This is a genomic window from Saonia flava, assembly GCF_011927795.1.
Taxonomy (GTDB): domain Bacteria; phylum Bacteroidota; class Bacteroidia; order Flavobacteriales; family Flavobacteriaceae; genus Saonia; species Saonia flava.
In genome coordinates this window covers 2,715,988-2,730,328 of sequence record NZ_JAATJJ010000001.1, presented here as the reverse complement: position 1 = coordinate 2,730,328, position 14,341 = coordinate 2,715,988, and the positions used below count along the sequence as shown (strand labels likewise).

At 37.1% G+C, this 14,341-nt stretch carries 8 protein-coding genes; all 8 read right to left on the bottom strand.

Translation table 11 applies throughout. The annotated features are described in order from the left end of the window. Positions 1-274: 274 nt before the first annotated feature. Positions 275-3,595, bottom strand: coding sequence for a VCBS repeat-containing protein (locus tag GGR42_RS11940; RefSeq protein WP_167964202.1), 3,321 nt, complete (start codon positions 3,593-3,595; stop codon positions 275-277). A 169-nt stretch (positions 3,596-3,764) separates the two neighbouring features. Continuing rightward, on the bottom strand, positions 3,765-5,519 hold the full coding sequence (locus tag GGR42_RS11935; protein ID WP_209023961.1) for a RagB/SusD family nutrient uptake outer membrane protein: 1,755 nt from the start codon (positions 5,517-5,519) through the stop codon (positions 3,765-3,767). 21 nt (positions 5,520-5,540) lie between these two features. Beyond that, positions 5,541-8,735, bottom strand: a complete 3,195-nt coding sequence (locus tag GGR42_RS11930) for a SusC/RagA family TonB-linked outer membrane protein (RefSeq protein WP_167964198.1) — start codon at positions 8,733-8,735, stop codon at positions 5,541-5,543. A 259-nt stretch (positions 8,736-8,994) separates the two neighbouring features. After that, positions 8,995-10,218: a cytochrome c3 family protein gene (locus GGR42_RS11925; protein WP_167964196.1), complete on the bottom strand. Its 1,224-nt coding sequence runs from the start codon at positions 10,216-10,218 to the stop codon at positions 8,995-8,997. Between the two features lie 130 nt (positions 10,219-10,348). Next, entirely contained in the window at positions 10,349-11,071 is a 723-nt protein-coding gene (locus tag GGR42_RS11920; protein ID WP_167964194.1) for a gluconate 2-dehydrogenase subunit 3 family protein, read from the bottom strand. Between the two features lie 3 nt (positions 11,072-11,074). Then, the gene (locus tag GGR42_RS11915) at positions 11,075-12,799 is read right to left on the bottom strand and encodes a GMC family oxidoreductase (RefSeq protein ID WP_167964192.1); all 1,725 of its coding nucleotides are present in this window, start codon (positions 12,797-12,799) and stop codon (positions 11,075-11,077) included. 235 nt (positions 12,800-13,034) lie between these two features. After that, positions 13,035-14,051 (bottom strand): L-glyceraldehyde 3-phosphate reductase, encoded by a 1,017-nt coding sequence (gene mgrA, locus GGR42_RS11910; protein WP_167964190.1) that lies wholly within the window; start codon positions 14,049-14,051, stop codon positions 13,035-13,037. 99 nt (positions 14,052-14,150) lie between these two features. Then, positions 14,151-14,333 (bottom strand): CPXCG motif-containing cysteine-rich protein, encoded by a 183-nt coding sequence (locus GGR42_RS11905; RefSeq protein WP_167964188.1) that lies wholly within the window; start codon positions 14,331-14,333, stop codon positions 14,151-14,153. Positions 14,334-14,341: the final 8 nt, after the last annotated feature.

Sequence of the window (14,341 nt, the reverse complement as noted above, 5' to 3'; positions counted from 1 at the left end):
ATCAAAATTGATATTACCTTTCAAGAAAAATTAAAAACTAAACTAACTCGCTAATTTTTCAAAATAGACGTCTTTCCTTATATTAAAATATTCAGATGGCATATACCCGTTCTATAGCCGTAAGACCCATATTATGATTATGTATTAGGTTGGACTAAATTTACAGCAATAACATCCGAACACATAAGATTTCACCCTCAAACACCTTAAAATTCATGAATTTTGGAGAATGCAGAATTACCTATTTCCATATGTGTTTTAAAGTATAAATAAGTTACCTTTTTTGATACACTAAAATCTCCCCTCTATTCTGTGTAGCTATATATAATGAGCCTCCTTTGGCACTTTTAATTTGAGTTATTGCCTTGGAATCTCCAGGAACAACAAAACCACTTTCTAGCTCTTTTACCGTATGAAACCCACCATTTCCCACACCTCTTAAGAAAAGGCCATTAAAAGCATCATGGTTTCCAATAAAAGTCTCATTTCCAAAATCATTGCCCACCAATAACAAATCTAAGTTATCATCATTATCAACATCAACAACTACAACTCCATTGATAGGTGCTTTTTGGGCTTCTGGAGGTAGTGTATGGAGCTTAAATTTCCCATCTCCCAAGTTTTCAATATAACTTGTTCTGTCATAATTGCCGATTAATTTAGTAACCCCTTTCAACTCTTCATCATTCAATAAATCTTTTTGTGGAGTATTGGCATACTCTTTATAAAGATTGAATTTTGACCTGAACAAAGGACTTTGGCCAAAAAGATCACCCCAAAAATTAACAGGAAATGATTCATACTCACCATTGTTGTTTTTTAAATAGGTAAACATTACCGGGTCCACACTCCCATTATTATCATAATCCTTTGCCAACAAAGTTACGGGTCGTTCTTTAGATGGTTGATAAAAATTGTTAGAACCCATATTCCCAACCACAAAATCAAAATCTCCATCCTTATCAAAATCTCCTGAAACAATACTTTCCCACCAACCTAAATAATTTTCCAATCCTGTTGTCTCCAATTTGGAAAACGAAGTCTTATTATTTATAAAAACAGTAATCGCCATAAATTCCCCAACCACAACCAAATCCTGCAAATCATCATTATTTATATCTACCCATACAGCATCGGTAACCATTCCTATATTTCCAAGTTCTTTGGCAAAAACATCGGTAACATCTTCCAACCTTCCACCATTGTTTTTTAGTATAAAACTTTTGTCTGGAATAGGATATTGGGTTACTGGCGTTCTCCCGCCAATAAATAAATCTTGAAAACCATCATTATCAAAATCCTGTGCTTTAACAACAGAACCACTTGCCCTTATATTGGGCATTCTATCTGTTGAAAAAGTAAAATTTCCTTGTCCGTCATTTATCATTAGCCTATCAACATACAGATTCTCTCTTCCCAAGAATTCATTGCTGCCAGAAACTAAATATAAATCTAGGTCACCATCGTTATCCAAATCAAACAAAACCATACTTTCCTCCTCATACATTTTATCTTCTACCTCCATGAAAAGGGGTTTTTCAGAGAAAGTGCCATCTTCTTTTTGAAAAAATATAACGGGAGAATAAGTGGAGGAACTTCCTACTATAAAATCTTCATAATCATTACCATCTATATCCCCAACTGTAATACAAGGTCCATTTTGAGAGAGCTTATGAGGTAATATTCTTTGCAAGCTATAGTCCACAATATCTCCCTCTTTGTGAATGTAATCCACTCCTAATTCTTTTGATACTTCAACAAACATTTTTTGCTTCACTTCTTTTTGAACAAATGGAAATGGAAGTGATGAAAATTCAGTTGGTTTTGCGTTTTGACAATCCAATAAAAGGGTTTGATTCTTCTTAACCTTTTGTAGCTTTTGAAATCTTCCATCGGGCCATAATACCTCAACTGATTCAATAGTGTTGGATGTTCCAATTCCAAAATGTGCAATTTCATCTACTGAAGACATATATCCCCTGGTTAGATAATGTTCATAATATTGAACTTGCCCTTCTCCATATCTTACCACTATTTTGGTTCCGAGGCCCATTTCATTATTCTTAGGGCCTTTCAACATTACATTAAGAAAGCCGTTTTTGGAATTTTCACCTATTTGGTTATTCTTAAAAACAAATGCCTCCTCATTAATATTATTGACCACATAGTCCAAATCCCCATCCTTATCTAAATCCGCGAAGACTGCTCCATTAGAAAATGAAGGTATGTTTAAGCCCCATGTCTCACTCATATCTTCAAACAACCCATTCCCGCTATTCTTAAACCCATAATTAGGTATTTTAACTATAGGTATGGAGTCCAATATCTTGTCTGGGCTAAGAAAAGGTGCTATTCCCACTCTAAAATCCCCAAAATCCTTATCAGTTATATCCCTAGGAAATCCATTGGTAATGAGCAAATCCCTATATCCATCATTATCCACATCCATGAACAAAGGAGACCAGCTCCAATCTGTTTTTGCCATACCAGCCATAAGACCAACCTCACTAAAAGGCACATCATTACCGTTCCCTTGATGGAGCATATTTCTCATGTACTGGGGCTCATAATCATATCTTTTGTTCATAACATAATTGATATAATTATTATGACCGATTGTAGTTTTCATTCTATAGTTTGTCTCACCCAACATATCTAATGTAACTATATCTAAAAAGCCATCATTGTTATAATCAGATATATCACACCCCATAGAAAACTTACTTTGATGTTTTATATACTTTTTTATGTTATTGGAAAAAGTACCGTTCCCATTATTTATATACAGTAAATCATTTGTTAAGTAGTCATTGGATATATGCAAATCCGGCCAGCCGTCATAGTTAATGTCGGCAACCGCAATACCAAGCCCAAACCCTTCAATAGTAATACCTGCTTCAAGAGTAACATTAGAAAAAGTTCCATCCCCATTGTTATGGTACAAACGGTCATTGCTAACTGCTGAACCATCTATTACTTTTGGTCTAAAGTTTGTTGGCAGCGCATGCACCTGCTCATTATTTACCACATATAAGTCTAAAAAACCATCCTTGTCATAGTCAAAAAAAGCAGCTCCCATACTGTTGCCAGATTCAGCTATGCCATACTCCTTGGCCATTTCTTTAAATGTTGGAGTTCCACTTTTGTTTAGTCCCTGATTAATAAAAAGCATATTTGCCCTTTTTTCTGCATCTCGAGACATTGCCGCAGAAACATATACATCCTTAAATCCATCTGAATTTAAATCCACCACTGTCACCCCTGTACACCATCTATCTGTTGCTTCCACACCTGCTTCTAAAGAAACCTCATCAAACTTAAAATCTCCTTTGTTTAAATAAAGTTTGTTTGACACTTGATTTCCAGTAAAAAAAAGATCTGGTCGGCCATCATTATCAAAATCAGCAACAGCTACACCACCACCATTAAAAATATATTCCTCTGTTAAAATATTCACACTATCCGTTTCAACAATTGAATTATTGAACGTAATTCCCGATTCATCAGATGTAATTTGTTTAAAAAGTTTTTCTTGATTCCTATTACAAGAAACCAAAAATATAGGTATAAGTACTAAGTTGTAGATTTTCTTCATGAGCTATTAAAACAGAGAAATAGAATTCAATAATATAGTTAATATGAGCCTAAAAGTGTATTTAGAGACTGCTCCTGAGCTTGTAAATTACAAAAAAAGACCATGGGGGTTATGTCCCGCATGGTCTTAATTTATTTTGCATCGTTATTAAAAATGATGCTAATTCTAATTAATAAGCGGGATCTTGAGTCAATGTTGGTTGCCCTTCAACTGCTGACCTATCGATTGCCTCAATAGGAATTGGAAAATACTCATGTTTCCCAGCTGTAAAAGTTTTTCCAACTAAATAAGATCTGTGCTCAGATTCACTAGCTATGTAAGCATTCAATACCTCTGCAGATACACCCCAACGCTGTAGATCAAAGAAACGGTGACCTTCCATTGCAAATTCCAATCTAGTTTCAAAGCGAACCGCTTTTCTTGCCTCTACAGGGTCTGTCCATGCCGTGTCATAAGTAGCTATATCATAATTTGCCGCAGGTGTTCCCGCTTCCACTGTAAAGTCGTTACGTTCTGCACCTTGCACAGCTCTTGGCACAAAACCATCAGCATTGGCAGCTCTAGTACGAATCAAATTAACCAGTTCTCTAGCTCTTTCTAAATCACCTAATTCAACTTCTGCTTCAGCCAACCACAGATAAATCATATCCAAACGCATATATCTATAGTTGTTGGCAGAAAGGTTACCCCATCCACCTTGTCCAAAAGCCTCTGGCTCTGCAACATGCTTCATAGAGAAGAATGGCCCTGCATACGATAGGTCACGAACAAAATCAGTTTGATAAATTTTGAAATTTTTATATAGAATACCTGGGCGGCCTACTGTATGATCCAATCTTGGATCTAAGGTTCCGGTATATGTTGAAAGTGTAGTTGTCTCATCTACATCAGCAGGGACATCGGCATCATCAAAGGTATCCAACATAGGTAATCCATTTTCCGTTTTATAAGCATTCACCAAGTTCTGAGAAGCTTGATAAAAACCACAGCAACCCCATGGGTCCGTATAAGGGTGTGCTAAACCAATTCCCCTATTTGAATTATCCCCAGAGGCACTACTAATAGCAAATTGAACTTCAAAAATAGATTCTGCATTATTACGTGTAGCTACCAAGAAATTATCTTCAAACTTATCCACTAATGTAAATGGTCCATTATCAACAATATCATCCAAAATCACTTTTGCTTCGCCCATTTTAGCAATATTTGGCGTTCCACTGGCGTCGAAACCCTGATATATTTTTGCTTTTGCCAAAAAAGCTTTCGCGGCCCAGCTGGTAGGTCTTCCAACATCACTTTGAGAAGCAGGAAGAACAGCGGCAGCAGCTTCTAAATCCGCTTCAATTAATGGCCAGATTTCTCTGTCATTGGGTACTTTGGTACTTTCCAAATCATTCAATACAAAATCTGCATCACTAACGTAGGTTGGCATTCTCCACATTTTTCTTGCCTCAAAATGGAACAATCCTCTTAGGAATCGTGCTTCAGCAATAATTTGTGCCTTATCAGCCTCACTAATATCTTCAACAACTGCTACGGTATTGATTACATTATTGGTTGCTGCAACACCTTTGTATAGTCCTCTCCACTTATCTCTAATGTGAATATTGAAAGATTGAAAATCATATGCTTCGATAAAAGACTGTTCGGGTTGATCCCCTGCGTCTGTGCCCTTTAATGCATCATCCGAAGCGATATTAAATACCCAAGCATGAATATCACTATGCCAGGTTTGTCCCTCAAGGCCACCTCCAGATAACATATTATAAGCTCCAAGCAGTAGCCCCTCAACTCCTTCTGGAGTTGCTACGTCGCCCTCACTGAAACTTCCCTGAGGTTCTCGGGTCAAAAATTCATCACTACAACCTGTAACAAACACCATGATGGTGAGTAAGGCGGTGAAGATTAAATTTCTTTTTTTCATAATATATATATTTTGCATTAATTAATTTAAAGTTACATTAAGACCCAATAAAAAGGTACGCGACACTGGCAAGAATCCACCATCATAACCAAGATTGGTATTGTTACCTGTTTGTATTTCAGGGTTTAAACCAGAATACTTAGTAAACGTAGCCAAGTTTTGACCTTGTACATAAATAGCTGCTCTTGCTAACCCAATTGTTGAAAGTACATTTTCAGGAAAATTATAGGTTAATTGAACATTTTTAAGTCTAAAGAAGCTTCCATCTTCTATAAAGTATGAAGAAGGTCTACTACTTATTTGATCATTGGCATCCATAATTGGTGTAGTAGCCCCTGGGTTAGCCGCTGTCCATTGAGCAACTGGAGCTGTAGGGTTGCTAGGTTGCCACGCATCATAAAGGGCGCGTGTTGATCTATTACCTTGAAAGGTATTAAAATCTGCAAAATAGCGTACATAATTGTAAATCTCGTTTCCTTGAGATCCATTACCAAAAATATTTAAAGCTAAATTTTTGTACGTTAAGTCAATGTTTATACCATATGTGAAATCTGGGTGAGGATTACCAATAACAGTACGGTCATCATCATTGATTTCACCATCATTATTAATATCGGTAACTTTTAACTTACCAGGTGCATTATAGTCTCCATATTCTGGCCAAGCATCTGCTTCTGCCTGAGATTGGAATATACCTTCTGTTTTGAAACCATAAAACGAAGACAATGGTGATCCTGCCTGGGTAACCGTAAGAGCTGGAACCCTCCTAGAGCTACCAAAAAACCTTGTATCTGGACTATCGCTCAAATAATCAACATTATTTGTGTAAGCGGATAAATTGGCATTGATACTGTATCCAAAATCACCCTTTTGGTCACTATAGCCCAAACCTAAGTCAATACCTTTATTCGTTAAACCACCGACATTAAATCTTGGCTCATCTGCTTGACCTGCCGTATAGGCCACAGGGACCTGAAATAACATATCAGTTGTAATTCGGTTCCAAACATCAAGGTTGAAATTGACCTTACTGTCGAACATCACCAAATCCAGACCCAAGTTATTGGATGTAGTGGTCTCCCATTTTGCATTAGGGTTACCAAATGCTCTTGTAGAAAAACCAATTGTAGGCGACCCTGTTGAACCATCAATTGGATACCCACCTGTTAGAATGTCTGAACGGAATGTAGTGAAAGCATTATAATCACCAATTTGTTGGTTACCCGTTTGTCCCCATCCGTATCGTAATTTTAAGTCATTAATCCATTCTACATCTTCCATAAAGTTTTCATCAGAAACTCTCCAACCTAAACTAAAGGCTGGAAAAACAGCACTTCTTGAAGCAGCTTGAAACCTAGAAGATGAATCATTTCTCAGTATAAATTGAGCCAAGTATTTTCCATCATAATCATAGTTTAATTTACCGAACTGGGACCAAAGAGAGTAATCTTGTTCTACATATCCATAATTAGAAGAAGTTGTGGCATTACCCAAATCAAGATAACTTAGAATGTTGGCCGTTTCAAAAGCAAACCGCTGGCGACCCGCACCAAAACGCTCTTCAAATTGCTGAATTGACTCTACCCCTACATAGGCTTGAAAATTGTGAACCTCATTAAAGGTCTTTGAATAACTCAACGTATTGGTCCAAGTCCATTGATATTCATATTCCTCACGAGCGTTTGATTCATTTATAAAGTTACCCTCTACATATTCTGGTTGTGGACGACCTAAGTCCCTTTGTCGTTGTGCACGAATATCAACACCAAAACTAGAGCGCATACTTATATTTGGAGTAATTGCATACTCCCCAAAAACATTCCCCAAAAGTCTTAAACGAAACCTACGATCATCCTCATTCCTTTTAAGGCTTGCATATGGATTAAAATTATTACCAAGGTTAGCCCCCCTACTTCCAGCAAAATTTCCAGCTATATCATATATGGGTAATAAAGGGTGGTGTTTATATGATGCTGATACTGCATTTTGCTCTTCATCATTATTAAACTCACCTTTTAAATTATCAAAAGAAGCTGTGAAATTTTCTCCTATTGTCAACTTATCACTTAACCCTTTAAATTCTGTATTTGCACGAAGTGATACCCTATCATAACTAGCAAACTTGGTAATGAAATCCGTAGAAACATATCCAACTGAAAAAGCATATCTGGCTTTATCTGTTGCTCCCGATGCTGAAATGTTATGACTTAGTGTAGGCGCAGACCTTGTTATCTCATTCCACCAATTGGTATCGGCAGATCGTGTAATAGCATAAATATTACCATCAACAAGTGAATACAAGTCTGGATTTACCCCAGCATCACCTTCCATTCCTGCACTTGGAAAAACATAGTCCGGAATAGACACCTCACCATTAGGTCCAAAAGTATACTGACCATGACCTGGTGTTTTACCTGCATATAAATCAGCTAAATATAAATACTCTCCCAATTCACGCGCATTTAATGCTTCTGGGTCTTTTTCCGCTGATTGAATACCATAAAAGGTATTATAAGAAATAGTGGGTGTTCCTAATTTTCCTTTTTTGGTAGTTATAATAATAACTCCGTTTGCAGCCCTTGAACCGTAGATAGATGCAGCAGAGGCATCTTTAAGAATCTGTAATGATTCAATATCGTTGGGATTTAAGTTTGCCTGCGCTTGCGTAGGCACCCCATCGATTACATAAAGAGGGTCATTGTTTCCAACTGTACCAAAACCACGAATACGGACTGTTGCCTCTCCACCTGGTCTTGCATCATTAATAATACTAACACCCGCTGCCCTGCCTTGCAACTGCTGTGCGAAAGTGGTAGCCGGAACTGCCAATAATTCGTCGGTGTCAACAACAGCAACAGCTCCTGTTAAATCCTTTTTTGCTTGTGTACCGTACCCAGTAACCACAACCTCATCAAGTTGGCTTGCATCTTCTTCTAGTGTCACACTAATATTGGACTGTCCATCTACAGATACTTCCATAGTTTTAAATCCAATGTAGCTAAACACTAAAACTGCATCACTCTCCACATTGTTTAATGTGTAATTACCATCAAAATCTGTTTGGGTACCATTAGTTGTTCCCTTTACCAGAACATTGGCCCCAGGTAATGGCCCTAATCCATCAGTAACGCTTCCCGTTACCGTCTGTGCTTTTACCAATCCGAAACATAGAAATGCCCCCATTAGCAAAAAGCTCTTTAATAGTGTAATCTTCATAAAAAGTTTAAGTTTAAGTTAGTATTGATATAATCATGAATTTGCACCTATAAATATCAAATTAGAATTATTCCATTTTGAAATTTATTTAAAAGCCAAAAAAAGTCTTATATATTTTCAATATTCTAATTTATTTCAATGCTTTCGGAATAGTTGATATTTAAAAGAAAAGACCTCTAAAATTCATGAATTTTAGAGGTCTTTTCTTCTTTGACCACATATAACAACAACCTTCCTATATTACGCCGCACTGACTTATCTATTCCTGAAGCGCTTCTTTTTGATCATAAATACCTATTAAATGGCTTCTGACATACACTGAGGTTTCCAGAGTATCGTTTAATTTTACCATCATAGATTTAGAGGGAGAAACTGGCATATGGCATGTAATACAATTATTTCCCATTTTTTTCCTTTCGTTAAACTCAGCACCACATACTATTGAACCTTGATTATGGCATTCCAGACATTTTTGATTAAAATAAGACGCATTTCCCCTTTGATTTTTATGTGTGTTATGACATGTTACGCAATCCATATTTTCAGATTCAATAAAACATTTACTGCTGGTTAACAAACCATATTGGTTGGCATGTACATCTAACTTATTATTAGGTCTATTTGTATAAAAATTCTTGGAATGTTCTTCTAAATTTTCACCAACAACATAAGAAAAAGGGCTCCCTTTTAAACTTTGTGCTCGTAACCCAGAATGACATTGGGCACAGGCATCCAAACTATGCTGTCTTGAAAGTTCATTGAACTTCAATATGTGTTTGGGCTCTTTTTCTTCAGGATTTTCTCTATGATAAATAACATGCCTAGCTGCAGGTTGGTGGCATCTTTCACAATCTACACCATAGATTATCTGATTTCTATAGTACTCATTGCCTTTACCTAAAGAATCGCGATTTCTAGCAAAAGTAACATGACATTTTAGGCAGTCGTCAGACACTGGCCTTTTATAATGGGTAGCTGGGAAACTAGGACTATTTATCCAACTGTTAGTTGGCCTATAATAAGACACTTGTAATTGATACAATTTATCTTCTTCCCATGTTAAATAGGATTGTCCTTTTACTCCCGAACCAATTACAACATCCATTTTTGAAGTAGATTTATCTCTGCTTGGATATTTATAAATAGCCTCTTGATAGAAACCTTTGTTCTTATAAATCATTTGATATTCAACACCTTGAAGACTCAAAGTATTATCTTCTGGCTCAAAATTCCCCAATATACTATTAGTACTGACAGGCGCTGAAGTATTATAATGTGCAGTCTCTAGATGAGATTTATAAACGTCTAAATGACATTCCTTACAAGTTTCTGAACCAACATATTGTTGTCCATTGTAGTGGGTAGTTATAACTTTAGGTTGAAAATAATTTGATTCAATTCTAGAATCAATAGCATACCATACATAGGTCAAAAGTAATAGCGCAAAGAAGATAAGACCATTTTTAATATTTTTTTTGCTCACAATATGGTCCTTCTAATGCATTCAACACCTTAAAACAAAATTATTCCTTAATTAAAACACTGGCACTTTAAGATAGTAATGACCATATAATTGTTAGTTTTTATGGTCATTACCAATACTAGAGTAAGGTCTAAGTCAATAGGTTCCCCTCATCATCCCACTCGGCAATATCTCCACGCTTGCTTTGGTCAACACATTTAGCAATCCATTCTGGATCATAAGAAACTCCATGTTGATCAAGAATATCTTGTGGCACCCCGTCCCACACATTGGGTTGATTTCCTTTATAGCCTAAATCGGCAATACCTACTTTTGAGGTATAGTATCCCGTTAAGGTAAGAGACCTCATCATTTTAAAAAATTGTATCTCCAAAGGTTGTTCACTTATGGGCTTTTCTATATCATGATAACAAATTTCATCACAAATCTGCTTTTTTTGCTCCAAAGTTGCGGATTTAAACTCAGTTCCAAATTCAGTATTGCTTTTATGGTCCAACCACATTAGGCCACCGATTAAAACAGGTTGATATCCAGGTTCGTCCTTGGCCATAAATTCAATAAACTCGGGAACTTCTGCCTCTACTGGGCCGCCATTTGGTTCTTTTGGTGGAAGTATTACCAAACTTAAAGCGGTGATTGTCTCCATATCATGATCACTGAATAATTTCTCTGCATTTAATCTAGCTATATCCTCCAGCTCCTCGGGCGTCCTACCAAAATAATGCTCAGCACCCTTGGCAATATTTTCATCAACATCTCCCGTAGTTTCTGTTTTACAACCATGTAAAGCTAAACCTGTGGCTCCTGCCCCTGCACCCAAAATAATTGTCTGTATACTTTTTCTCCTATCCATTTTCTAGATATTTTGTTGTTTCAATTGTTCAATAATATAATCGGAAGCCCTCCATGAGAGTGCCAAAATGGTCCAGGTACAATTCTTATCTGCTTGGGAAGTAAATGGACCAGCATCTACAATAAATACATTATCTACATCGTGTAATTGATTGAATTTGTTAGTTACAGATGTTCTTGGATCATCCCCCATCCTTGTAGTACCTACTTCATGAATAATATCACCGGGGGGATGTAAACCATAATCCCTTTCAGCACCTGGCTTATCACCAATAGGCTGACCACCCATATTATGTATAATTTCTTCAAAGGTATCCTGCATGTGCTTTGCCTGCTTTATCTCATACTCTGAATGCTTGTAGTTGAATTTTAAAACTGGAATACCAAATTCATCTACCGTAGTAGGGTCTATTTCGCAATAATTCTCCTTACGCGCAATACTTTCTCCCCTACCGGCCATGCCGACTACGGACCCATAATATTTCTTTACATCATCACGAAGTGAATCACCATAACCGCCAACTTTTAATCCAAAAAACTGGTTGAAGTCATTTGGGTTCATCGCAAAACCATAATTTGGATTGCCCATTCCGCCACCAACTTCAATATGGTAACCACGGGGAAAATCCAATTTGGAATTATCGCCCCACCAAGGTGAATATACATGCATTCCACCCACTCCATCTTCATTGTAGGACACTTTTCTATTCATCAAATCCGGAACAAAGCCAGCCCTGCTGGCACCTGTGGAATCATGAAGATATTTACCTACAACGTCACTACTATTACCTAAACCATTAGGGTGTTGTTTGCTTTTTGAATTAAGAAGAATCCTTGCCGAACTACATGCGGAAGCTGCCAATACCACGACTTTCCCCCTTAACTTATATTCCTTTCTGTCATCTTTACTGATATAAGAAACCCCTGTTGCCTTTCCTTCTGAATCGGTAGTAACTTCTCTTACCATGCAGTTGACAAACAACTTCACTTTGCCCCCACTTTTTTGCGCTGGAAAGATTAAACAGCTACCTGCCGAGAAATCGGCATATACAGAACAAGAGCGACTACATTGTCCACAGTAGAAACAAACCCCCCTATCATTGTTGATTTTTTTTGTCAACATGGATAATCTTCCCGGTATTACAGGAACACCCGATTTCTTTGCACCGTTTATATAAAAAAGCTCATGCAACCTAGGTTTTGGAGGAGGCAGAAAAAAGCCATCTGGATCATTTGGAAGCCCCTCATTGGTTCCAAAAACACCGATAAGCTTATCCACTTTATCATAATAAGGTTTTACATCATCGTAGCTTATTGGCCAGTTCTCTCCAAGCCCATCAACATCTTTATGTTTGAAATCCATTGGGCCAAACCTCAAAGAAATACGCCCCCAGTGATTGGTTCTACCACCCAACATACGAGATCTAAACCATCTAAATTCTGTACCTTTTTCAACTGTATAAGGCTCTCCTTCTACACTAAAACCACCATAGGCCATGTCATAAGCCCCAAAATTCCTGAATTTTGTTGCCTTTCCCCTACGTGGTGACTCATAGGCCCATTTTAACTGGGTCATAGTTTCTGGATCTGCGGGATCAAAAAAAGGTCCTGCCTCAACAACGGCAACGTTAAATCCGGCATCGGCCAGTTGTTTGGTTGCCATACCACCACCGGCTCCAGAGCCTACAATGATTACATCATACACTTCGGAGGATTCTTTTATTTGCATAGTTTGATTTTTGATATTTGCTACAAAATATAAAATTTAAGGCTATTGAAATGTGAAACACCCCAAAATTCATGAATTATTGTGATTATATTTTGCCCCTTCATGTTTTACAAAATACCAAAACATGGGATACAACAAGATAACTATACGAGTAGGGGCTTATTTAGGTTAAGAAAGCATAAGACTTAACCTAAAATTAAGAATCTGAACAACCCTTTTCCAAAATGGAGAAAACCTATTTCAAAATGTCTTCAATTTTGGCCAACTCACTTTTGCTAAACTCTAGATTTTCCAATGCCTTTATATTGTCCAGCAATTGAGCCGTTCTACTAACTCCAACAAGAACTGTGGATACTCGCTCATCTTTTAACAACCAAGCAACAGCCATTTGGGCTAAACTTTGCCCTCTACTTTCCGCAATATCATTTAGCTTTTTAACCTTGTCCAACACTTCTTGTGTTATCTGGTTGGTATTTAAGTATCTTGCATCTTTTACTGCTCTAGAATCTTCTGGAAAGCCTTTTAAATATTTATTGGTAAGAATCCCCTGTTCCAGAGGGGAAAAGGCTATAGAACCTATTCCTTTTTCTCCTAAAACATCCATTAGACCATTTTCTACCCAACGATCAAACATGTTATATCGTGGTTGGTGAATCAACAATGGCGTTCCCATGTCTTTCAATATTGCATATGCCCTTGCTGTATCCTCAGCATTGTATTGGGAGATACCCACATACAAAGCTTTTCCTTGTTGCACAATACTATGCAAAGCACCCATTGTTTCCTCAAGAGGTGTATCTGGATCGCGTCTGTGACTATAGAATATATCAACATAATCCACTCCCATACGTTTTAGACTCTGGTCCAAACTGGCCATTAAATATTTTCTAGAGCCTAAATTACCGTATGGGCCAGGCCACATATCCCAGCCTGCCTTTGTAGAAAGAATTAACTCATCTCTATAGGGAGCAAAATCCATTTTGAACATACGTCCAAAATTTTCTTCCGCTGCCCCGTATGGAGGCCCATAATTGTTGGCTAAATCAAAATGGCAAATTCCATTATCAAAAGCAGTTCTTAAAATATCTCGTCCTTTGTTGAAATCATCCGAGTTGCCAAAATTATGCCATAATCCCAATGATAGCATGGGCAACATAATTCCGCTATTACCGCAACGGCGGTATTTCATAGCGTCGTATCTATTTTCAGAAGCATGGTATGTTCCAAATGGTGAGTTATCGTTTATTTTCATAGTGATTGGTTCTGGTTGAATTTTTAAGTGAATGTTAAACTTACTGAAATTACAAGATTAAACAAATATGTTTTCGCAATGTTTTCAGCACCTAGGACATTATTGTCCTAATTCTGTTACATCAAATTGAATTAATTCGTTATTTTGAAACTGAGCCGTTATCTCAATTGGATTACAGCATACTTCACAATCTTCCACATAGGTCTGAAGAAGAACTGAAGAATCAAGCAACATAGATATTTCTTCCCAGCAATAAGGGCACTGAAAAAAATGTTCGTACATAATTGTTA

What these genes read in the sequence shown, in the direction of transcription:
- GGR42_RS11940 (WP_167964202.1), bottom strand. Translation starts at nt 3,595, where the DNA reads ATGAAGAAAATCTACAACTTAGTACTTATACCTATATTTTTGGTTTCT.
- GGR42_RS11935 (WP_209023961.1), bottom strand. Translation starts at nt 5,519, where the DNA reads ATGAAAAAAAGAAATTTAATCTTCACCGCCTTACTCACCATCATGGTG.
- GGR42_RS11930 (WP_167964198.1), bottom strand. Translation starts at nt 8,735, where the DNA reads ATGAAGATTACACTATTAAAGAGCTTTTTGCTAATGGGGGCATTTCTA.
- GGR42_RS11920 (WP_167964194.1), bottom strand. Translation starts at nt 11,071, where the DNA reads ATGGATAGGAGAAAAAGTATACAGACAATTATTTTGGGTGCAGGGGCA.
- GGR42_RS11915 (WP_167964192.1), bottom strand. Translation starts at nt 12,799, where the DNA reads ATGCAAATAAAAGAATCCTCCGAAGTGTATGATGTAATCATTGTAGGC.
- mgrA (WP_167964190.1), bottom strand. Translation starts at nt 14,051, where the DNA reads ATGAAAATAAACGATAACTCACCATTTGGAACATACCATGCTTCTGAA.
- GGR42_RS11905 (WP_167964188.1), bottom strand. Translation starts at nt 14,333, where the DNA reads ATGTACGAACATTTTTTTCAGTGCCCTTATTGCTGGGAAGAAATATCT.